The organism is Rhodococcus globerulus NBRC 14531, from assembly GCF_001894805.1.
GTDB classification, from domain to species: Bacteria; Actinomycetota; Actinomycetes; order Mycobacteriales; family Mycobacteriaceae; genus Rhodococcus_F; species Rhodococcus_F globerula.
This window is the reverse complement of the sequence record NZ_BCWX01000004.1, coordinates 167,976-187,436: the sequence shown is the minus strand read 5'-3', so window position 1 is coordinate 187,436 and position 19,461 is coordinate 167,976. Positions and strand designations below refer to the sequence as shown.

Annotated in this window: 23 protein-coding genes; 13 read left to right on the top strand and 10 right to left on the bottom strand. The window is 62.2% G+C overall.

Translation table 11 applies throughout. The annotated features are described in order from the left end of the window. Window positions 1-35 precede the first annotated feature (35 nt). Both RG2_RS21390 and RG2_RS21385 read right to left on the bottom strand, forming a co-directional pair. Window positions 36-872 carry a mycofactocin-coupled SDR family oxidoreductase gene (locus tag RG2_RS21390; protein ID WP_033233431.1) on the bottom strand — a complete coding sequence of 279 codons (837 nt, stop codon included), beginning with the start codon at window positions 870-872 and terminating at the stop codon, window positions 36-38. 105 nt (window positions 873-977) lie between these two features. Beyond that, window positions 978-1,757: an IclR family transcriptional regulator gene (locus RG2_RS21385; RefSeq protein WP_033233839.1), complete on the bottom strand. Its 780-nt coding sequence runs from the start codon at window positions 1,755-1,757 to the stop codon at window positions 978-980. Window positions 1,758-1,973: 216 nt separating this feature from the next. On the opposite strand from RG2_RS21385, the gene RG2_RS21380 reads away from it, so the two are divergent. Next, window positions 1,974-2,789: a mycofactocin-coupled SDR family oxidoreductase gene (locus RG2_RS21380; protein WP_033233430.1), complete on the top strand. Its 816-nt coding sequence runs from the start codon at window positions 1,974-1,976 to the stop codon at window positions 2,787-2,789. Between the two features lie 6 nt (window positions 2,790-2,795). On the opposite strand, the gene RG2_RS21375 is transcribed toward RG2_RS21380, so the two are convergent. After that, window positions 2,796-3,434 (bottom strand): LON peptidase substrate-binding domain-containing protein, encoded by a 639-nt coding sequence (locus RG2_RS21375; RefSeq protein ID WP_033233429.1) that lies wholly within the window; start codon window positions 3,432-3,434, stop codon window positions 2,796-2,798. After that, on the bottom strand, window positions 3,434-3,910 hold the full coding sequence (locus tag RG2_RS21370) for a DUF309 domain-containing protein (protein WP_033233428.1): 477 nt from the start codon (window positions 3,908-3,910) through the stop codon (window positions 3,434-3,436). The genes RG2_RS21375 and RG2_RS21370 overlap by 1 nt, the downstream gene beginning before the upstream one ends. A 141-nt stretch (window positions 3,911-4,051) precedes the next feature. Here RG2_RS21370 and RG2_RS21365 point away from each other — a divergent pair, with 141 nt between their 5' ends. Then, the gene (locus RG2_RS21365; RefSeq protein WP_033233427.1) at window positions 4,052-4,396 is read left to right on the top strand and encodes a YciI family protein; all 345 of its coding nucleotides are present in this window, start codon (window positions 4,052-4,054) and stop codon (window positions 4,394-4,396) included. Between the two features lie 6 nt (window positions 4,397-4,402). Continuing rightward, window positions 4,403-5,644: an RNA polymerase sigma factor gene (locus tag RG2_RS21360; protein ID WP_033233426.1), complete on the top strand. Its 1,242-nt coding sequence runs from the start codon at window positions 4,403-4,405 to the stop codon at window positions 5,642-5,644. Here RG2_RS21360 and RG2_RS21355 read toward each other — a convergent pair whose 3' ends face one another. Further along, window positions 5,645-6,250, bottom strand: coding sequence for a TetR/AcrR family transcriptional regulator (locus RG2_RS21355; protein WP_033233425.1), 606 nt, complete (start codon window positions 6,248-6,250; stop codon window positions 5,645-5,647). 140 nt (window positions 6,251-6,390) lie between these two features. On the opposite strand from RG2_RS21355, the gene RG2_RS21350 reads away from it, so the two are divergent. The 3 genes from RG2_RS21350 to RG2_RS21340 all read left to right on the top strand — a co-directional run bounded on the left by RG2_RS21350 (window position 6,391) and on the right by RG2_RS21340 (window position 9,092). Then, window positions 6,391-7,536 (top strand): acyl-CoA dehydrogenase family protein, encoded by a 1,146-nt coding sequence (locus RG2_RS21350; protein ID WP_033233424.1) that lies wholly within the window; start codon window positions 6,391-6,393, stop codon window positions 7,534-7,536. A 58-nt stretch (window positions 7,537-7,594) separates the two neighbouring features. Further along, the gene (locus RG2_RS21345) at window positions 7,595-8,356 is read left to right on the top strand and encodes an SDR family NAD(P)-dependent oxidoreductase (protein ID WP_033233423.1); all 762 of its coding nucleotides are present in this window, start codon (window positions 7,595-7,597) and stop codon (window positions 8,354-8,356) included. Between the two features lie 97 nt (window positions 8,357-8,453). Beyond that, the gene (locus tag RG2_RS21340) at window positions 8,454-9,092 is read left to right on the top strand and encodes a TetR/AcrR family transcriptional regulator (RefSeq protein ID WP_045065096.1); all 639 of its coding nucleotides are present in this window, start codon (window positions 8,454-8,456) and stop codon (window positions 9,090-9,092) included. Between the two features lie 7 nt (window positions 9,093-9,099). Here the strand turns inward: RG2_RS21340 and RG2_RS21335 are convergent, their stop codons facing one another. Continuing rightward, on the bottom strand, window positions 9,100-9,558 hold the full coding sequence (locus RG2_RS21335; protein ID WP_033233420.1) for an SRPBCC family protein: 459 nt from the start codon (window positions 9,556-9,558) through the stop codon (window positions 9,100-9,102). A gap of 90 nt (window positions 9,559-9,648) precedes the next feature. Between RG2_RS21335 and RG2_RS21330 the strand changes: the two genes are divergently transcribed. Further along, window positions 9,649-10,275 (top strand): TetR/AcrR family transcriptional regulator, encoded by a 627-nt coding sequence (locus RG2_RS21330; protein ID WP_033233838.1) that lies wholly within the window; start codon window positions 9,649-9,651, stop codon window positions 10,273-10,275. A gap of 37 nt (window positions 10,276-10,312) precedes the next feature. Here RG2_RS21330 and RG2_RS21325 read toward each other — a convergent pair whose 3' ends face one another. Further along, a complete protein-coding gene (locus RG2_RS21325) occupies window positions 10,313-10,891 on the bottom strand; it encodes a TetR/AcrR family transcriptional regulator (RefSeq protein ID WP_033233419.1) in 579 nt (192 codons plus the stop codon). A gap of 33 nt (window positions 10,892-10,924) precedes the next feature. Between RG2_RS21325 and RG2_RS21320 the strand changes: the two genes are divergently transcribed. Further along, window positions 10,925-11,902 carry a DMT family transporter gene (locus RG2_RS21320; protein ID WP_230590085.1) on the top strand — a complete coding sequence of 326 codons (978 nt, stop codon included), beginning with the start codon at window positions 10,925-10,927 and terminating at the stop codon, window positions 11,900-11,902. On the opposite strand, the gene RG2_RS21315 is transcribed toward RG2_RS21320, so the two are convergent. Beyond that, a complete protein-coding gene (locus RG2_RS21315; protein WP_033233417.1) occupies window positions 11,889-12,704 on the bottom strand; it encodes a tyrosine-protein phosphatase in 816 nt (271 codons plus the stop codon). The genes RG2_RS21320 and RG2_RS21315 overlap by 14 nt on opposite strands. 32 nt (window positions 12,705-12,736) lie before the next feature. Then, a complete protein-coding gene (locus tag RG2_RS21310) occupies window positions 12,737-13,324 on the bottom strand; it encodes a TetR/AcrR family transcriptional regulator (protein ID WP_033233415.1) in 588 nt (195 codons plus the stop codon). A 94-nt stretch (window positions 13,325-13,418) separates the two neighbouring features. Between RG2_RS21310 and RG2_RS21305 the strand changes: the two genes are divergently transcribed. From RG2_RS21305 to RG2_RS21290, 4 genes are all read left to right on the top strand, one after another. Further along, window positions 13,419-15,197: an ABC transporter ATP-binding protein gene (locus RG2_RS21305; RefSeq protein WP_051730404.1), complete on the top strand. Its 1,779-nt coding sequence runs from the start codon at window positions 13,419-13,421 to the stop codon at window positions 15,195-15,197. Between the two features lie 72 nt (window positions 15,198-15,269). Continuing rightward, the gene (locus RG2_RS21300) at window positions 15,270-16,481 is read left to right on the top strand and encodes an acyl-CoA dehydrogenase family protein (protein ID WP_033233836.1); all 1,212 of its coding nucleotides are present in this window, start codon (window positions 15,270-15,272) and stop codon (window positions 16,479-16,481) included. Next, window positions 16,478-17,503 (top strand): phosphotransferase family protein, encoded by a 1,026-nt coding sequence (locus tag RG2_RS21295; RefSeq protein ID WP_033233413.1) that lies wholly within the window; start codon window positions 16,478-16,480, stop codon window positions 17,501-17,503. Before RG2_RS21300 ends, RG2_RS21295 begins: the two co-directional genes overlap by 4 nt. After that, the gene (locus RG2_RS21290) at window positions 17,500-18,237 is read left to right on the top strand and encodes an SDR family NAD(P)-dependent oxidoreductase (RefSeq protein WP_033233412.1); all 738 of its coding nucleotides are present in this window, start codon (window positions 17,500-17,502) and stop codon (window positions 18,235-18,237) included. The genes RG2_RS21295 and RG2_RS21290 overlap by 4 nt, the downstream gene beginning before the upstream one ends. Here the strand turns inward: RG2_RS21290 and RG2_RS21285 are convergent, their stop codons facing one another. Further along, entirely contained in the window at window positions 18,238-18,783 is a 546-nt protein-coding gene (locus RG2_RS21285; protein ID WP_033233835.1) for a hypothetical protein, read from the bottom strand. It lies immediately after the preceding gene. Between the two features lie 144 nt (window positions 18,784-18,927). Here RG2_RS21285 and RG2_RS21280 point away from each other — a divergent pair, with 144 nt between their 5' ends. Then, on the top strand, window positions 18,928-19,428 hold the full coding sequence (locus RG2_RS21280; protein ID WP_033233410.1) for a methylated-DNA--[protein]-cysteine S-methyltransferase: 501 nt from the start codon (window positions 18,928-18,930) through the stop codon (window positions 19,426-19,428). Window positions 19,429-19,461 lie beyond the last annotated feature (33 nt).

Genomic DNA, 19,461 nt, shown 5'->3' with positions numbered 1-19,461 from the left:
CTCCTTTGGTCGAATACTGTTCGAGCGATGCGTGATCAGCCGGTGACGCGGGCAGCGTTACCGGCGTCGACCGGCATGACTGTTCCGCTGATGTGGGCGCTGCCCGCGGCAGCGAAAAAGAGCACCGCGCGCGTGATCTCGAAGGGATCAAGCCAGGCAACAGGCTGGCTGTGCAGTGACCGGAAGATGGGTTCCACATCGTCGGCGGTGGGGGATTCGAGGTCGGGGCGCATGTGCCGATAGAGCTTGTCGTTGTGGATCATGGGAGTGCTGATATTCCCTGGCGCAACAACATTGACGGTGATTCCGTGCTGCGCGAGATCGAGCGCAGAACTCTTGCTCAGCCCGATGACGCCCCACTTGGACGCGACGTAGGCTGCGGTGTTTGTCGCACCTTGGCGGCCGAGCATCGACGAGATGGTGATGATCCGGCCGTATCCGCGTTCGATCATCCCCGGTGCTACGGCGCCGATGGTATTGAACACCCCGGTGAGATTGCTTCCGATTGTTTCGTCCCACAGCGCTGTCGAGGTTGCTTGGACGGCACCCATTGCGGACACTCCGGCGTTGGCGACAGCGATGTCGATACGGCCGAATTCTGAGATTCCCTGCGCTACCGCGCTGTCCATCGCAGCTCGATCAGCCACATCGGCCCGTACGATCAGCGCGCGGCGTCCGGTCTTCTCGATCAGCCGTGCGGTTTCGTCCAGGTCCTCGACAGTTGCCATGGGGTATGTGACGGTCTCACGATCTTCGCACCGATCGACAATGACGACGTCGGCGCCTCGCTCGGCAAAAGACACTGCGTGAGAACGTCCTTGGCCTCGTGCGGCTCCCGTGATCAGTGCAACTTTGCCTTCGAATTCGTCCACGGTGATTCCTCTCGACCTCTTGGGCAGTTAGTGCCGTACTCGAATCAGTAAGCCAAAGCCGCTGTATGGACAGTCGGTGCATCTCGACTATCGAGATGGAGCAGGTCAAACGGCTGCTGCTAGGTCGTCGGCGGCCTTCCTGACCAGTGGCGTGACTCGGTCGAGATGAACCTTCTCAGCCTCGCCCGCGACACACAGTGACACCACCGCGCCGTCGGGAGTTCTTATCGCGCAACCCAAGCTGGAGATTCTTCCGGAACCGAACCCCGGGACCCTCCCGGTCGATTGATAGGCGATGCCGTGCGACGTACGAATACGTGCAAGTTCGGCGTGCAGGGCATCCAATTCTCGAGGGTCGTCGGAAGGTACAGCCGCAAGGTTTCTCTCGATCATCGGATCGACTTCTTCCGGGGAAAGCAGAGCCAGCATGGAACGCCCACCCGCGCCGCGGTGCGCGGGAAATCGTGCACCGACGCGTGAGCGCAACGCGGCGGCAAGCGGCCCACCCATCTTGTCCAGAAAGTACTCGTGTCCACCGTGGAGAACACCGAGATGAATCACCATGCCGGTGCGCAGATAGAGCTCGCGAATGATGTCGTTGGCCGCAATACGCACATGCGCTTGCGCCACTTCCGGGCCGACCGTGCCCAGCGCCCGAGGGCCGAGGCGGTACGCACGATCGTGTCGCATGAGCCAATCCAGTTCGACCATCTCCAGGAGAATCCGGTGGGTAGTCGATCGCGGCAAACCGGTCCGCAGTGCCAGTTCTTCGAGGTTGAGCCGCTCGTGCGGTGAGGTGTATGCATCGACAATCGACGTCACGCGAGCCAGCATGGATTCTCGGGTAGCTCGCCTGACCTTGGAGGTTGTGACCGTTCCATTCACGACTTTGGTGTCCTCAACTGCGTCGGAGGCAGGGAGTATCCCGCCACTCGCTGACAACAGTGGCGGTGATGCAGGACACATTCAAACGTCAGTCCCGGTGTTCGGAAGTCGAGTGCGAGGTGCGGCGCAGAGGACGTCGTCTCGACTTCCTTTCCCGCTCCCGTTGTCCGGGAGTCGACGACCTCGCCCAGTCGCAGTCGCATTACCGTCCGTGGAATGACACAACTGTTGGCAGGCAAGGTCGTTTTCATCACCGGAGCAGCGCGGGGTCAGGGCCGCAATCATGCGATTCGACTCGCTCAGGAAGGTGCCGACGTCATCGCCGTCGACGTGTGCGCGTCCGTCTCCGAGGATGTGGGTTACGCAGCTGCAACCGAGGCCGACCTCGAAGAAACGGCGCGCCTCGTTCGAGCAGAGGGGCGCGAGATCGTCACCGCGGTAGCGGATGTGCGTGACCTCGAGGCTCTGCGCGCGGCAGTGGCGTCAGGCGTCGAGAAGTTCGGTCGCCTCGACGTCGTGATCGCGAATGCCGGTATCGCAACGTGGAACCGGTTCTGGGAGATGCCGGAAGAGCAGTGGTCGACGCTGGTGGACATCAATCTCAATGGTGTCTGGCGCACGATGACTGCTGCGGTTCCCGCGATGATCGAGGCCGGCAACGGTGGTTCCATTGTGCTTGTCAGCAGCGCTGCCGGCGTCGCCGAAGCGCCCGGTTGTGCGCACTACTCGGCGGCCAAGCACGGCCTCGTGGGCTTGGCCCGCACTGCAGCAACGGAATTGGGTAGCTTCGACATTCGAGTCAACAGCATTCACCCCGGCGCAGTGGAGACCGAGATGGGCAACGATCCCAACGTCGGCAAGGTGCTCACAATGCATCCCGAGTACATGAATTCCTACAAGTGGCCCCTCACTTCCGTTCCGCGCACGACGGTCGAGGACATCTCCAATGCGGTGGTCTACCTCGCGACAGATCTCTCCCGCGCAGTCACCGGAACGAAGATCGTCATCGATATGGGTCAGACCATGGCGTAATCGCACTCAGAGCAGATTGAACTGCGCCACCTCGATGGTGTTTTCGACTGCTTCGGACAGTGTGCGGATACGTTCGTCGGCGCCTGGCGCGGTCAATATCGCCAGGCGGTCGGCGTCGCCCATCGGAATGCTGCGGGCCAGGGCGTACAGCCGCGAACCCAACGGATCCAATGCAGACGGTGGGGCAGGCATTCGTGGAGTCTGTTCCCCGGCCCGCAGCGCAAGCTTTCCCAACATTCCGTACATGAACTCGATGCGCTCGAGCAAAGAGTCGTATTCGTAGGCGGTGACCGGTGTTCCGTTGTTCTCGTCCGGCCATAATTCGACCTCCGCAAGCGGATAAGGATCGTCCGGTAGCCACTGTTTGACGCGAATTCGGTCTTCCGTCCGGCAGTACAACTGATACCGCCCGGCACCCATCTCGACATGGGATTCTATGCGTGCCAATGTGCCGACATCGTGGCGTGATTCCCCTCCGCCCACCTCGTGACCTCGAGCGATGAGGACAACTCCGAACAGTGGACCGTCAGCGGCCGCGAGAACGTTCTCGACCAGCGCCCGGTACCGGGGCTCGAAGATGTTGAGCGGCAGCAATTCACCCGGTAGCAACGCGGAGCCGAGCGGGAACATCGGGAAGATAGGCATCAGGGAATTCTCAACCTCGGAATCGGAGGGGCAGGGAAATCTCCGGGCCGATCGATCTCTGCGATCAAATGCTCGGACCATGTCAGTAAACCTGCAATGTCGAGGTCGTGGGGACTTTCGATCTCGTAGTGCCTGATCCGATCGTGCCCTTGAGTCAGCAGCGATACCGCGCCGGTGGTGTTGCCGCGCAGCAAGTGCGTGAGCCCGACGGCAAGTTGGGCCATTCCCTGCCACAGGTCGCGCTCCTCGGCGGGTGCGTTTTTCCACGTTCCTTCGAGAATTTCGTGTGCATGAAAGGGCATCCCGTGATCGAGGAGGCGTTGTGCCTCGGTGATCGCCTCGTCCGGCGGTAAACGCACGTCGTCCGGAATTCGGGGAACACCTTCGGTGGAATCGCGGGACAGTGGGCGCCCGAGACCGTCGCGCGGGCGTGCGTTGAGTGGCTTTCCGCCGACATCGCGGTCGCGTTCGGACATAAACTTCAGCCTAGCGGCAGCTCGTCGGAGTGCCTGCCAAAAGTTTTTTCGCGTCGTCTGTCGATTTGAGGAAGAACCGTTCGTCGTCATGTTGTAAGGCAAGAAAGCCGGAAGCGAAACAACAGACCAGGGAGTTCAGCCATGAAGTACATGTTGCTCATCTACACCGCACCCGGCGGAGACACCGAACCTCAGTGCACGATGGAGGACTGGGAGATCTACGACAAGGAAATGAAGGACGCCGGCATCTGGGTGTCCGGCGATGCCCTCGCTGACCTGACCACCACGACGACGGTTCGGGTCTCGCCGTCCGGGGAAAAGACCGTCACCGACGGGCCGTTTGCCGAAACCCGCGAGATCCTCGGCGGCTACGACGTCATCGACGTTCCTGATTTGGATGCTGCCCTGGCCTGGGCCGCGCGGTGCCCCGGCGCCCGTGACGGTGGCAGCGTCGAGGTGCGTCCGCTGGCCGGGTTCGGGGACTGATTCGCCGTGGACGAGCAGGCTGAGAACTCGGTCGAGTCCGTGTTCCGGGAGGAACGTGGACGACTCTTGGCCTCGCTCGTCCGCCGTTTCGGTGATCTGGATCTGGCCGAAGAGGTCACCTCCGAAGCCGTCGAGGCTGCGTTGGTGCATTGGCCGGTGGACGGAGTGCCCGCAAAACCCGGCGCGTGGCTGCTGACCACAGCGCGTCGCAAAGCCGTCGACAGGCTTCGGCGTGATCAGGCCTATGCGGCGCGATTGGCCGTGATGCAGGTGGACGCCGATCGTGCCGACCCGGCGCCGCCCGTGGTCGACGGGGAACTTCCCGACGAGCGGTTGCAGCTCTTCTTCACCTGCTCACATCCCGCACTCGCGGAAGATGACCGGATCGCCCTCACCTTGCGTTGCCTCGGCGGGTTGACGACGCCTGAAGTTGCCCGCGCCTTCCTGGTGCCTTCGGCGACGATGGCGCAGCGGATAGTGCGCGCGAAGAAGAAGATCCGTCAGGCTCGGATTCCCTTCCGAACTCCCAGCGCCGAAGAACTCCCGGAGCGTCTTCCTGGTGTTCTGCAGGTGATCTATTCGGTGTTCACCGAGGGGTACGCCGCCAGCTCGGGTCCGGATCTGCAACGTATCGACTTGGCGGTAGAGGCGATCAGGCTGGCGAGGATCTTGCGCGCATTGCTTCCCGATGAGCGCGAGATTGCCGGATTGCTTGCGCTGATGCTTCTCGTCCACGCGCGTCGGGATGCCCGCACCGACACCGGTGGCGGGATCGTGCTCCTCGACGATCAAGATCGCGGGTGCTGGGACCAGCCGATGATCGAGGAAGGCAGCGACCTCGTCGTGGTCGCGTTGACCGGGGGAGCGCCTGGTCCGTACGGAGTGCAGGCCGCAATCGCGGCGTTGCACGACGAGGCAGCGGATGTGGAGAGCACCGACTGGCCGCAGATCTGCGCGCTGTACGGAGTACTCCTCACGCTGACGCCTTCGCCCGTCGTCGCAGTCAACCGAGCAGTGGCACTGGCGATGCGCGACGGCGATGAGGCGGGATTGATGGCTCTGGAGGAGCTGTCCGCGGAGCCTAAACTTGTCGACTATCACCCGTATCACCTCGCGCGCGCCGAACTACTCGCGCGGTTGGGGCGCATCGATGCAGCCGAATCCGCGTACCGGCGAGCTCTGAAACTGGTTGGTACCGAACCGGAGCGGGTCTACTTGGAGCGTCGGCTCGGGGAGATAGTGGAGTAGCTACTTCGCGCTCGCGCCGACCATCCGTAAGGCCAAGTCTCCGTACAGCTTTCCGATGTCTTCCGGATTCGTGTAGTTGCCGGCCGGGAACCAGCGGCACACGTCGACGCACAGGGACATCAGTGCGAGCGTGACACCTTCTGCGTCGGGGATCGTGAAATCGCCAGACTGCACTCCGGCGTTGACGACTTCCCTGACCACTCGCGTCGTGCTGCGGCGAAGGGCGACGACAGTCCGGTAGTGCTCGGGGGTGAGTGCGGTGAGTTCGTATTGGACGACGCGCGCGAGTGAATGGTGCCCGGCCTGCCAACTGGCGAAGGTGTCGACCAGTTCACGCAGGCGAACCGCCGGTTCTTCACCCGGTCGGTCAGCGCTCTCGACAACCTTCAACGCTTCGGTGTGGCCTTCGTAGCTGATCGCGAAAAGCAGCTCTTCTTTCGAGCGGTAGTGCGGATACATGGCGGCGGGACTCATGTCGAGGCGCGCGGCGATGTCACGGGTAGTGGTGCCGCCGTACCCGGCGGAGGCAAACGCGTCGACGGCGGCAGCACGGATGCGGGCTGCAGCTTTGGAGGGGCTGATCACCACGTCAGGTGAATCGCTCACAGTTCCTCCAGGTGTCACGGATGTCGGATGTTGACAATATCGCGCTCTCGAACCACTATAAGCAAGTGCTTAGATTCTAAGCATGCGCTTAGATTGGTCGTCACGTGCGGGAACGCCGCACCGAAAGGAAGCAACTCCTCATGCGTCGCACTCTGTATGGACCCGATCACGAGGCGTTTCGCGAATCGGCTCGCGAATTCGTCAACCGGAACATCCTTCCGGTCGCAGAGAAGCTGATCGATCAGCGCTTCATCGACCGCGAGATCTGGCTCGAAGCGGGACGCAACGGCTTCCTCGGTCTCGAGGTCCCGGAGGCGTACGGCGGAAGCGAAGCCGGTGACTACCGCTTCAACGCGGTGCTGGCAGAAGAACTCTCGCGCGCAAGTGCAGCGGTTGCTTCGAGTTTCGGCATCCACGCCGACGTTGTTGCTCCCTACCTCGTTCAGCTCACCACCGAAGAGCAGAAGCAGCGTTGGCTGCCCAAGTTCTGCACCGGCGAAATGCTGACCGCAATCGGCATGACCGAGCCCTCCGGCGGATCCGACCTCGCCTCGCTCAAGACCACGGCGGTCAAGGACGGCGACGACTGGATCATCAATGGCTCCAAGACCTTCATTACCAACGGCTACAACGCTGATCTCGTGATCGTCGCAGCCCGCACCAGCCCCGAGAAGAAGTCCAAGGGCATCACCCTCTTTGCCGTCGAAACCGGCATGGACGGTTTCGAGCGCGGACGCAAGCTCGACAAGGTCGGCCAGCACGAGTCCGACACCGCGGAACTGTTCTTCGAGAACGTTCGCGTGCCGTCCACCAACATCATCGGCGAGATCGACCGCGGCTTCATCCACATGATGGAAATGCTGCCGCAGGAACGCGTCGGCGCTGCAGTGTCCAACATTGCGCACGCTGCTCCGATTCTCGAGGAAACGCTGCAATATGCCAAGGACCGCAAGGCTTTCGGTCAGCCCATCGGCTCGCTGCAGTGGAACAAATTCCTGCTCGCAGATTTGGTGACCCGCGTCGAGGTCACCCAGGCTTACGTCGACAACTGCGTCGCCGCCCATGCGGCCGGCGAGCTGACCGCCATCGACGCAGCCAAGGCAAAGTGGTGGACCGCGCAGGTACAGAACGAGGTCCTCGATCACTGCGTCCAACTGCACGGTGGCTACGGCTATATGACCGAGTACCGGGCTGCTCGCGCCTGGATGGACGCTCGCGTCACCAAGATCTGGGCCGGATCCAACGAAATCATGAAGGAACTCATCGGCCGCGACCTCGGCCTGTAGTTTCGACCGCAAGCGCTATTTCCTCCCGAGCCCTTCGACCACAGGAGCATCACCGCGTATGTCTGTTCTCGACAAGTTCTCTCTGACAGATCGAGTTGTCATCGTGACCGGTGCGTCGTCGGGTCTCGGGGTGGCATTTGCAAAAGCCGCAGCTGAGGCGGGAGCCGACGTCGTGCTGGCAGCCAGGCGCGTCGACAAGCTCGAAGACACCGCCAAGCTCGTGCGTGATGCAGGCCGTGAAGCGTTGTGTGTGGCCACCGACATTGTCGATCCGGCACAGGCCCAGCACATGGTCGACGCAGCCATGGAGAAGTTCGGTCGCGTGGACGTACTCGTCAACAACGCCGGCGTCGGAACCGCGGTTCCGGCAACCCGTGAAACTCCCGACGAGTTTCGTTCCGTCATCGACATCAATCTCAACGGTTCGTACTGGGCTGCGCAGGCGTGCGGTCGAGTGATGCTGCCGGGCAGTTCCATCGTCAATATCTCCAGCATTCTCGGGTTGACCACGGCGGGACTGCCGCAGGCCGCCTACGCAGCCAGCAAAGCCGGCATCGTCGGATTGACCCGCGACCTGGCTCAGCAGTGGGGAACCCGCAAGGGCATCCGTGTCAATGCCATCGCGCCGGGATTCTTCAAGTCGGAAATGACCGACCAATACAACGACGGCTACCTCGAATCGATGGCTCCCCGCTTGATCATGGGTCGAATGGGAGATCCGGAAGAACTCGCGGCAACCATGGTGTGGCTGGCCTCCCCGGCCGGCGGATACGTCACCGGCCAGACCATTGCCGTCGACGGCGGGATCACGATCACCTGACGTCGATGACGGGAGGTCATCCCGTTTGCCGTATAAGTAGCAGGTGACTTCAAACGCCGACCCCTCGGAGAACTGGGAAGACCGTCCGCCGCCGTCCATGGCTGCAACGGAGCTTTTACGTGACCTCCCGGTGACGGCACGCGGGGTCCGGACCAGGGCTTCTCTGGTTGCGGCAGCCCGAACGGTGTTCGAGCGAGCGGGGTACCTGGACGCCCGGCTGACCGACATCACGAAGGAAGCGAACTGCTCCACGGGCACGTTCTACACGTACTTCGACAACAAAGAGCAGATCTTTGCCGCTGTCCTCGAAGTCGCGCAGGAAGACATGCTGCACCCCGGCATGGGTCGCGTCCGCGACGCGGACAACCCTTACGCTGTGCTCGAGTCGAGCAACCGCGCGTACCTGATTGCCTTCCAACGCAATGCCAAATTGATGGGTCTGCTCGAGCAGGTGGCACAGATCGATCCGGCCTTCGCGAAACTACGACGCGATCGTGGTGCAACCTTCATCACGCGCAATGCAAAAGCCATCGAGCGGTTGCAGACGGAAGGGAAGGCCGACACGTCGCTGGATCCGTTGTTGGCGTCGCGGGCACTCTCGTCGATGGTGAGCCGCTTCGCCTACAGCGTGTTCGTGTCTGAGGAACCGGGCTCAGACGGCAAGCCGGTGCCCTTCGAAGAAGTGGTCAAGACCGCTACCCAGATTTGGGCAAACGCGCTCCGATTGCAGCGGTAGCAGCGGCTCAGCGGGTTCCGCGTGCGAACTCCGCTTCGAGATTCTGGCGCAGAGTTTCCTCACTGTTGCGGACCGCGTTCTCGATGAACGGACCCACTACGAGGCCGAGGGCTTTGCCGGCCAGACCGTCGGGCAGCTTGTAGGCAAAATCGACCGCCAACTCGGTTTTGGTGTCGTCTACCCGCGTGAATTCCCAGGTAGACGAATTGGCGACATCTCCCAGTGACGAGAGTGTGATGATGCGGTCTTTCTCCCACTCGGTGATTTCGAGCTTCGAGCGCACGGTGCTCGGACCAATTTGGATTGCGGCGTCGAATGTTGCGCCCAGACCTTGATCGAACTCGCCGTCGGGGTAGAACTCGGAGACGCCGTACATCCAGTTCACGACATTCCGGTAGTCGTCTATGTAGGCAAACGCGACGTCAACGGGTACGGCGGCAACCGCGGAATGGCGAACGTGGATCATGACTGGTCCCTTGTTTATCGGTGGACATCGACTGTAACCAATGACGGTGACATGTTCGGTGTCGGCGCAAGTGGATCTACGGTAACGGTTATGACAAACGAGCCTGCTATGCCCGAATCCTGGCGACACTACGAAGACCTGGGTCTGTCCAAGCCTCTCGCGGCGGCACTGGAAGCGTTTGTCGAGCAGGGGTACCACGGGGCCTCGATTCGGGACATCGCAGCGCGAGCGGGGCTCTCGGTGCCAGGTCTGTACCACCACTATCCGTCGAAGCAGGCCTTGCTCGTCGGCTTGACCACGGTGGTGATGGGCGAGTTGCTCGAACGCAGTCGTGCCGCCGAGATCGAAGCCGGCGCAGATCCGTCGGATCGCTTCGACGCGGTGATCGAATCACTGTTGCGGTTCCACATGTTTCGACGGGAGCAGTCGTTCATCGCGTCTTCGGAGCTTCGGAGTATGGAACCGGAGGGTCGGGCAAGCTACATCGCTCAGCGTGACGAACAGCAGAAGCAGGTCGACCGGATCATTCTCGACGGAGTTCGAGCGGGTGAATTCGACGCCGAGTATCCAGTGGACGCGAGTCGGGCCGTCGTGACGATGTGCGTGGCGGTGGCGCAGTGGTATCGGCCGGATGGTGAATTGTCGCCGGAGGAGTTGGTGGAGCGGTATTTGGGGATTGCGAGGTGCACGGTGGGGGCGAAGCGGGTGGGGAAGTAACGGTGGGGGCGAAGCGGGTGGGGATGTAGCGCGGCGATCACCTGGAGTTCTTCAGCAATTCGAGGGCCGCGTCCCGGCCGACGCCGAAGGGGTCGGTGCCTATACCGATCCCGTCTGCGACGAGGGCACCTTCGTGAAGCAGCATGAGGGACTCGACGAGGCGTTGGTCGGCCTGCCCTTCTGTCGCCAGGATGCGCCGAAAGAGATTCATCATTTCTTGCTTCTGGTCGGCGATAACAGCGAACACCTGATGTGAGCGATCACTGAACTCGGCGTGCGCGTTGATCATGCTGCACCCCTTGCCTCCGCTCGCCTTGGACCAGGAGGCGGAAGCATCGAACACCGCACTCAACTGTTCGGCGCGAGTGTTGCCGGCTGATGCCAGCTTCTTGTCGCGAAAGGCTCGCCACCGCCGATCTCGGTCCTTCAGGTATTCCACGACGAGACCGTCCTTCGAGCCGAACCGCTCGTACAGAGTCTTCTTCGTGACCCCGGCGTCCAGTGCGACGGTATCCACACCTACGGCGTGAATCCCCTGTTCGTAGAACAACTTCGACGCCGACTCCAGGATGCGACGCGCTTTCGGAGTCAACTCGGGTACGGATTCCTCTGCCATGGCCAAAAGTATACCGATCTGTATAGTCGAGGCATGAGTAAACAGATCGGTATACCTCGGATCGCGATCCCGAGATCTGCCGTGACGGCTACCTTGTCGGTCTTGTTCGTCGCGTGCTGGAGTTCGGGATTTATCGGAGCCAAACTCGGCGCGGGCAGCGCCGAGATCCCCACGGTGCTGATGTGGCGGTTCCTCCCGCTCGCCGCAGTACTCGTCCCGATTGTCTGGTTGTCCGCCCGGCGTCAGAACATGATGCCGACCCCGCGGACTCTCGGCAGGCAGGTGGTGATCGGGATGCTCTCCCAGAGCGGCTACCTGTTGTCTGTGTACTGGGCAATCGAGCTCGGCGTGAACACCGGAACCACTGCGCTGATCGACGGTATTCAGCCGCTGGTGGCAGCCGCGCTGCTCGGCCCGGTCCTCGGTGTCGCAGTCCCGCGCACACAGTGGGTCGGGTTGGTGATCGGGCTGGGCGGCGTCGCGATGGTCACCGCCGCCGACGCCGGAGCCGGTACAGCGGCGCCGTGGTGGTCGTACGCGATCCCGTTCCTGGGGATGCTCAGCCTGGTTGCATCCACCTTCGTCGAACAACGCGCTCCCATGTCCACACCACCGCTGCAAGCTCTTGCGATCCACTGCTCAACCAGCGCAATAGTTTTCACGGCTCTAGCGGTCGCTTCCGGAAATGCCGTACCGCCGAGTGTCAACACATTCTGGATCGCATTGCTCTGGTTGATCGTGCTGTCCACCTTCGGTGGTTACGGCCTGTACTGGTTGTTGCTCCGTCGGGTCGGCATTACGTCCGTCAATACGTTGATGTTCTTGATCGCTCCCGTCACCGCGGTCTGGGGTGCGCTGATGTTCGGGGAATCCTTCACTCCGTTCACCGCGCTCGGCTTGGCGGTGGGCATCCTCGCCGTCGTCGTGGTCACCCGGGTGGGCAATCGCCCGAAGGAGCGGGACGAGGGCGAAGATGCCTGTCCGGTCAGGGCCCCGATCACGTCGCGCTGATGAAGCCCGATCGTGATGTGAACCGCTCGCGGAGCGCGGTGAGTTGCTCTGCGGTGAGCTTGAGTCCGTTGATTGCGTAGTCCTCGACGGTGCCGAAGAGTGTGCGCATCTCGTCGAGGGCGGCGTCGAAGTAGCTGTCACGGACGCCGAGGAGGGGCCGGAGCAGTTCGGCGTCGACGCCTTTGCTTGCGGCGAAGTCGAGTATCGGTGCCGTCATGGGTGCCAGGTCGGTGTTCGTCTGCAGGTAGTCGGCGCGTACATCGGCTTCGTCGGCGCCGAGTAGGAGCAGGAAGGAGGTTGCGGCCCATCCGGTGCGATCCTTGCCGGTGGTGCAGTGGAAAAGTGCTGCCCCAGTGCGTTTTTCGTCGATGAGGTCGAGGTAGAACGTGCGGTAGGCCGCGGATGGCAGGCTGACGAAGTTGCGGTTCGCTTCCTCCATCTGCGAGATCCCACGCCCGCCACTGATCGTCTCGGCGTACGCGGCCGGGTCCGTCATGAGTAGTCCGGTGGCTGCGGCGTTCTGGGCATTGTCGGCGAGTACGTCGAGCCAGACCGTCCGTGTCGAGTCGGGGAGATTGTCGAGTGCGCCGTCGCGCTCGGCGGCGGTCCTCAGGTCGTACACAGTCCGAATGTCCAAGCGGGCGACCGCGGCAACGTCGTCGCCGTCGAGTTTCGCGAGCGTCGCCGAACGGTAGAGCGCGCCCGGACGGACGGTGCCACCTGCAACGGCAATGCCGCCGAGGTCGCGGAAGTTCGGGGCGGTCTTCAGGAGAACGCGACGATCGAGCGGGTGAGTTGGCATGGCTGACTCCTTTGGGTTCGGGCGGTGACGGCCTAGCCCGCGGGATCGGGCGTAATTCCGCGACGGAGACTGCGAACCGTCAGATCCAACGCTTGCAGTCGGGTGCCTGCGCCACGATTGACGTAGTCCATGGATGTGTAGAGCAGCGACCACAGCAGGTTCTGTACCCAGTCCGAACTCATGTCGGGATCGATGGAACCGTCGGAGTGTCCACGTTCGATGGCGTCGCTGACTCCGCTGTCGTTGGATGCGGATTCGGCAAAGGAATCTTCTTGATACACACCGGGTGTGAAGAACAGGACCGTCAGAAGGTCGGCCAGTTCGAAGTACTCGTGGCACAGGCGAACCAGTGCTTCGGCACCGGTGCCATCACCGAGTCTCGCCGCTGCGCCAGCTTTGTCGACGGCGTGGGTGGCCTCTGACGCGACAGCTTCGACCAGGTCTGACCGTTCGGGAAAGTAGCGGTGCAGGGTGGTCCGGCCGACTTTTGCGGCCGATGCGATTTCGCTGAGCGTCGCGGCGGGTTTGGACGCGAACACTGAAATGGCGGCATCGAGGATTGCCTTGCGAGTGCGCTCGCGGGTTGCGCTTTGTTCTGGTGCGCTGTGGATCGTTGTCACGAATTCGAAGCGTAGCCGTGTCCGGTTTCGGTATCCAGTCTTTCCGTATCGGAATTCCCTTGCCCTTTTTGGAACATTCGTGTTCCATAAATTCATGCTCGAATCTGACGTTCGCAAATCCACGCCGAAATGGAGCAATCTCCGCGTTCTCGCCGAGTTCGCTCGCCCACACCTGGCGTCGCTCCTGCTCGGGTTGGTCTTGGCCCTGTGTGGCTCAGCGGCGACGCTGGCGACGCCGATGGTCACCAAGTGGGTTCTCGATACGCTCGACACCGGCGCTTCGCTGCAAGGGCCGATCCTGACACTGGTCGTCCTTCTCGTGGTGGGCGCAGTGCTCGGCTGCGCTCAATGGATCGTGCTCGGCACTGCCGCCGAGAAGGTCGTGTTCGACGCCAGGTCCTCGCTGGTCCGGCGGTTCCTGGCCGCGACCGTGCCCTCGTTGCAATCGCGGTCGGTGGGAGAGTTGGTCACCCGAGTCACGTCGGACACCTTGCTGTTGCGCGAGGCCGCGTCGTCAGCCGCGGTGAACATTCTCAATGCCGCCGCCCTGACCATCGGAACGATTGTCCTGATGGGTGTTCTCGATCTGCCGTTGCTGGGCGTGACCATGGTGGCAATCGTGTTCGCCTCCATCCTCTTTGCCGTTCTGATGCCCCGGATTTCCGCAGCGGAGGCCAGAACCCAGGAATCGCTCGGCAAGCTCGGTGGAGTTCTCGAAGGTGGTTTGCGAGCAATCCGGACGGTCAAGGTGTCACTCGCGGAGGACCGAGTCGGCGCTCTCGTGACGAACAATGCGGCCGATGCAAAAAAGCATGCAGTCACAGCGGTTCGAGTATCCGCGACCGCATGGACTGTCGCGTGGACCGCCATTCAAGGGTCGATCATTGCCATCTTGGGGTTCGGTGCCTGGCGCGTCGCCGACGGTGAAATGGCAGTCTCCACACTCATCGCTTTTCTGCTCTACGCCTTCACGCTGATGGGTCCGGTCTCGGAGCTTGCGCAGAACGTCACCTCTGTTCAGTCGGGAATCGCGGCAGCCATCAGGATTCGAGAGATGCAGTCGATGCCTACGGAGACGCATGACGTCGCCTTGGGAGTTGTCCAGAAAACCGACCCGGTCGCGCCGTTGATCGAATTGCGCAACGTCACGGTCAGCTACCACGGCTCGACCGAGCCCGCGCTGAGCGACGTCTCGCTGGTCATCCCGCAGCGGGGACATATGGCGATCGTCGGACCGTCGGGTGCAGGAAAGACCACGTTGCTCTCGACCGTGCTGCGATTTGTCGAACCAGGAGCCGGTGAGGTTCTTCTGCGCGGAGTCGGATACAACGCGCTCGATCACCGAGCAGTGCGCGAAAGCCTGGCGTATGTCGAGCAGGAGACGCCGGTGGTGCCGGGAACGATCCGAGAGAACGTGGTCTTCAGTCATCCCGACGCGACCGATGACGAGGTGCAGGCAGTACTACGTCTGCTCCGGCTCGACGACGCGATCGAGGCCCTGCCGAACGGACTCGACACCGCTCTGACCGCCACGTCGCTGTCCGGCGGCCAACGTCAGCGGATCGCGATGGCACGTGCAGTTCTGCGGCCGAGTGCGTTGCTCCTCCTCGACGAAGCCACTGCCCAGGTCGACACTCTCACCGAGGCCGCGATAGTCGATGCGATCAACGAACGTGCGCGCACCGGGGCTGTAGTGACGATCGCACATCGACTCTCGACCGTGCGCGACGCCGACTGGATCGTGGTCATGGAAGCCGGCCGGATTCGCAACATCGGCAACCACGACGAGCTCATGAACAAGGACGACCTGTACCGGGACATGGTGGTTGCCGGTCGCCTCGATCATTCGGAGGCATTGCTCGAAGATTGTTGACCCGATGAGTCGGCATGTGCGAGAGTGCTGGTACCGAGCGATCGCTCGGTCGGTCTCACTTGGAGGTGGATGGTGGCAATCGATCTGACGTATGCGCCGGAGGTGACCGCGCTGATCGAGAAGACGCGCGCCTTCACTCGGGATGTCGTTCTCCCGATCGAGGACAAGCACGGCGGCGACATTGCCGTTGCAGGCGGCGACGCAACTCGCATCGAGATGCAGACCGCGGCAAAGGCTGCAGGCGTCTTCGCTCCCCATGCGCCGATCGAATACGGCGGGCACGGGCTCAACATGAGTGATCGTGCGCCGGTATTCGAGGAGGCCGGCTACTCACTGTTCGGTCCGACCGCACTGAACATCGCCGCCCCGGACGAGGGCAACGTCCACATGCTGGCCCACGTGGCAAGCGCGGCGCAGAAGGAACAGTTCCTCGCGCCGCTCGCCCGTGGTGACAAGCGTTCGGCTTTTGCGATGACAGAACCGGCGCCCGGTGCCGGATCCGATCCGTCGGCCCTCAACACCCGCGCCGAGAAGGCCCCGGGTGGCTGGAAGATCAACGGCAAGAAGTGGTTCATCACCGGCGCTGACGGCGCAGGCTTCTTCATCATCATGGCGCGCACGTCGGGTGAACCCGGCCAACGTGGCGGTGCCACAATGTTTCTCGCGCCGGCAGAGTCCCCGGGATTGATCGTCGGTCGTCATATCGGAACCCTCGACAAGTCCATGATCGGTGGCCACTGCGAGGTCACTTTCGAAGATCTCTTTGTTCCCGACGAGGCTGTTCTGGGCGAGGTCGACCAGGGCTTCGCCTACGCACAGGTGCGTCTCGGCCCCGCCCGCATGACACACGTGATGCGGTGGCTGGGCGCCGCGCGTCGGGGGCACGACATCGCCGTGGCCCGGGTGGCGGAGCGTGAAGGATTCGGTTCCAAGCTCGGTGACCTCGGGATGATCCAGAAGATGATCGCGGACAACGAAATCGACATCGCGGCCACTCGCGCGCTGCTGGTTCAAGCGTGCTGGGAGCTGGATCAGGGTGGACATGCAAGCAACTCCACGTCGATCGCAAAAACGTATGCAGCGGAGGCGATCTTCCGTATCGTCGATCGGTCCATCCAGATGTGCGGTGGTATCGGTGTGTCCGACGACTTGCCTCTCGCGCGCCTGTCCCGCGAGGTCCGCCCGTTCCGCGTGTACGACGGACCGTCCGAGGTTCATCGGTGGGCAATCGCGAAGCGAGTTGTGGGCGCGGCACGTCGAGCTGCTCGAGACGGTGCGCGATGACTGAGTTTCCCGGTCTCGACCTGGTTGCCCTGCGGAAGTACCTGCTCGACTCGGACGTCGCGGTCAGCGGAGATCTCCGTGCGAAACTGATCTCCGGCGGCAAGTCCAACCTCACCTACGGGATCTACGACGACGCATCGAGTTGGATTGTGCGCCGCCCTCCGACTGCGGGATTGACGCCGTCGGCTCATGATGTGGCGCGGGAATTCCGCATCACGTCGGCACTGCAGAACACTGCGGTGCCGGTGGCTCCCACCGTCGCCCTGTGCGAGGACGCGTCGGTGATGGGTGCGACGTTCACGGTCGTCGAGTTCATCGAAGGCAAGGTGATCCGGACGAAGTCGGAACTGGATGCTCTTCCGGCAGAACAGGTCACGGCCTGCGTCGATGAATTGGTGCGTGTACTTGCGGCGCTGCACGATGTCGACTACAACGCCGTCGGCCTCGGAGAATTGGGGCGTCCCGACGGGTACGTCGCCCGGCAGGTGAAATTGTGGGCCGGTCAGTGGTCGCGGGTGAAGGTCGAGGATTCCGCGGACGTCGACCGCTTGGCTTCTGCGCTCTCGGAACTTATTCCGGAGAATTCCGAGTCGTCGATCGTCCACGGTGACTACCGGATCGACAACACGATCCTCGCTGCCGACGATGTCACGAAGGTCGCGGCAGTAGTGGACTGGGAATTGTCCACTCTCGGTGACCCTTTGGCCGACATCGCCATGATGTGCGTGTATCGCCATTCCGCGTTGGACCTGGTTCTCGGGGAGCCGGCAGCCTGGACCAGTTCGTCATTGCCGTCTGTTGTCGATCTGGCCCAAAGCTATTCGCGCGTCTCGGGTCGGGATCTCGGCAACTGGAACTTCTACATGGCACTCGGATTCTTCAAGCTGGCCGTTGTCGCCCAGGGGATCGATCATCGTTTCCGGGCCGGCGCGACAGTCGGTGGTGGTTTCGAGAGTGCGGGAACGGCTGTACCCGAACTGATCTCGGCGGGACTGAACGCGTTGAACGGGAAGTTTGCGTGAGTGCGTCGGCGCTCGTCACAGGCGCGTCCAAAGGCATCGGGCTGGGCATTGCGACGCGTCTCGCGACGCTCGGATACGGATTGACTATCACGGCGCGAGACAGTGAGAAACTCGACGCAGTTGCCGAGGAACTGCGCCGCGCCGGTTCGCCCGACGTTCTGGTGTTGGCCGGTGATATGGCGGACGAGAAATTTTCGGCGGAATTGGTTGCCGCCCACGGTGATCGATTCGGTTCGATGCGTGCACTCATTCTCAACGCTGGTGTGGGAACCAGTGGGCGGATCGCGGACTACCCCATGAAGCGCTTCGACAAGACGCTCGCAGTGAATCTGCGGACGCCGTTGGCGCTGCTTCAGGCGTCGTTGCCGTTCCTGCGCCTGGCAGCGGATGCACATCCGAGTGGCGGAGCAAAGGTTGTTGCGCTGGCATCAATTGCCGGGGTGTACGCCGAAAGCGGTTTGGGTGTTTACGGTGCGACCAAAGCGGCGTTGATCTCGATGGTCGAGGCGCTCAACGCCGAAGAATCGGGAAACGGCATCAGCGGCACGGCAATTGCTCCGGGATACGTCGACACCGACATGTCGGCGTGGACGCACGATCGGATTACGCCGGAATCGATGATCAAAGTCGACGACATCGTCGAACTGGTCGACGGGTTGCTACGTTTGTCCGCCAGGGCAGTGGTCCCCAAGATCGTGATGACCCGAGCCGGTACCGAAGGCTACGGGGCCTGATCAACCCGGCCGATTCTCGCCACGCTTGCGGAAGAAGTGGAACCCGGGAACACCGACGATCGCCTGTTTCAGGTCTTTGACGACCCCCAGGAGTTCGTGGACTTCGGGGGAGACCGAGTCCAAGGTGGCGAGAATCGGCAGGACGGCAGTGACCCGCTCGGTGAGTTCCGGGAGCTTGTCGATCAGCGTGATGGCGGCAGTGACTTCGGATTCGCTGAGATCATCCGCAAACCTGGCAGCTAACGGAGCCAGTTGAACTGCGATGGGTTCGTACAGTTCGAGAAGTTGCTGTGCGATGTCAGATGTTTGCTCGACGGCTTCGATCAACGTCTCGGCGCGAACAGTGACGGAAGCTGCGCCGACTACGACGCGGTCTGCGTTCTCGGCTATCTGGCTGATTCGCGCAACCAGTCTCTCGACGCTCACCAACAGCGCCTCGAGGCGGGCAGGGAGCGTGAGCGCGAAAGCGACCGTCGACAGCGACCAGTGCACCACATCGCTGACGGAGTGGACCAGGCTGGAACGTCCCGGCAAAACTAGAGCCATCACTCGATACTGCCTGATAATGGTCGGAAGTGCAGGCATTTCTCACATTCCTGTGAGTCGGGGCGTCTTCGAGATATGAGTAGCTCAGGCGCTGGCGTTCCCACATCGTGGCCGTCGCTACTCGATACCTGGAAGGATCGAGACATGGCGGATAACCGTACCCACACAGTGATCGAGTCGCCGATCGGGCCGTTGACACTGGTCGCGACGGCAAACGGGTTGTGCGGTCTCTACATGGCAGAGCATCGGCACAAGCCGAACGAGTCGACTTTCGGGGACAGCTCACCCGCGAATTTCGGTGCTGTCCGGGAACAGTTGGACGAGTATTTTTCCGGAGAGCGAACCGAGTTCTCGTTGCCGTTGGATCCGTCGGGCACGGAGTTTCAGCAACGAGTGTGGGATGCGCTGCGGACAATTCCCTACGGGCAGACGTGGTCCTATATGGACCTCGCGCAAACCCTTGGCAACCCTCTGGCGATTCGTGCTGTCGCGGCGGCGAACGGTAAGAATCCGATCAGCATCATCGTGCCCTGCCATCGCGTGGTCGGTAGTGACGGGAGCCTGACGGGCTTTGCGGGCGGTCTCGACCGCAAGCGCTTTCTGCTCGAGCAGGAGTCCGGTGGAGTCTCGGACGTGCTGTTCTGATGGAACGAACTCACATATCTCGTGATGCGAGCG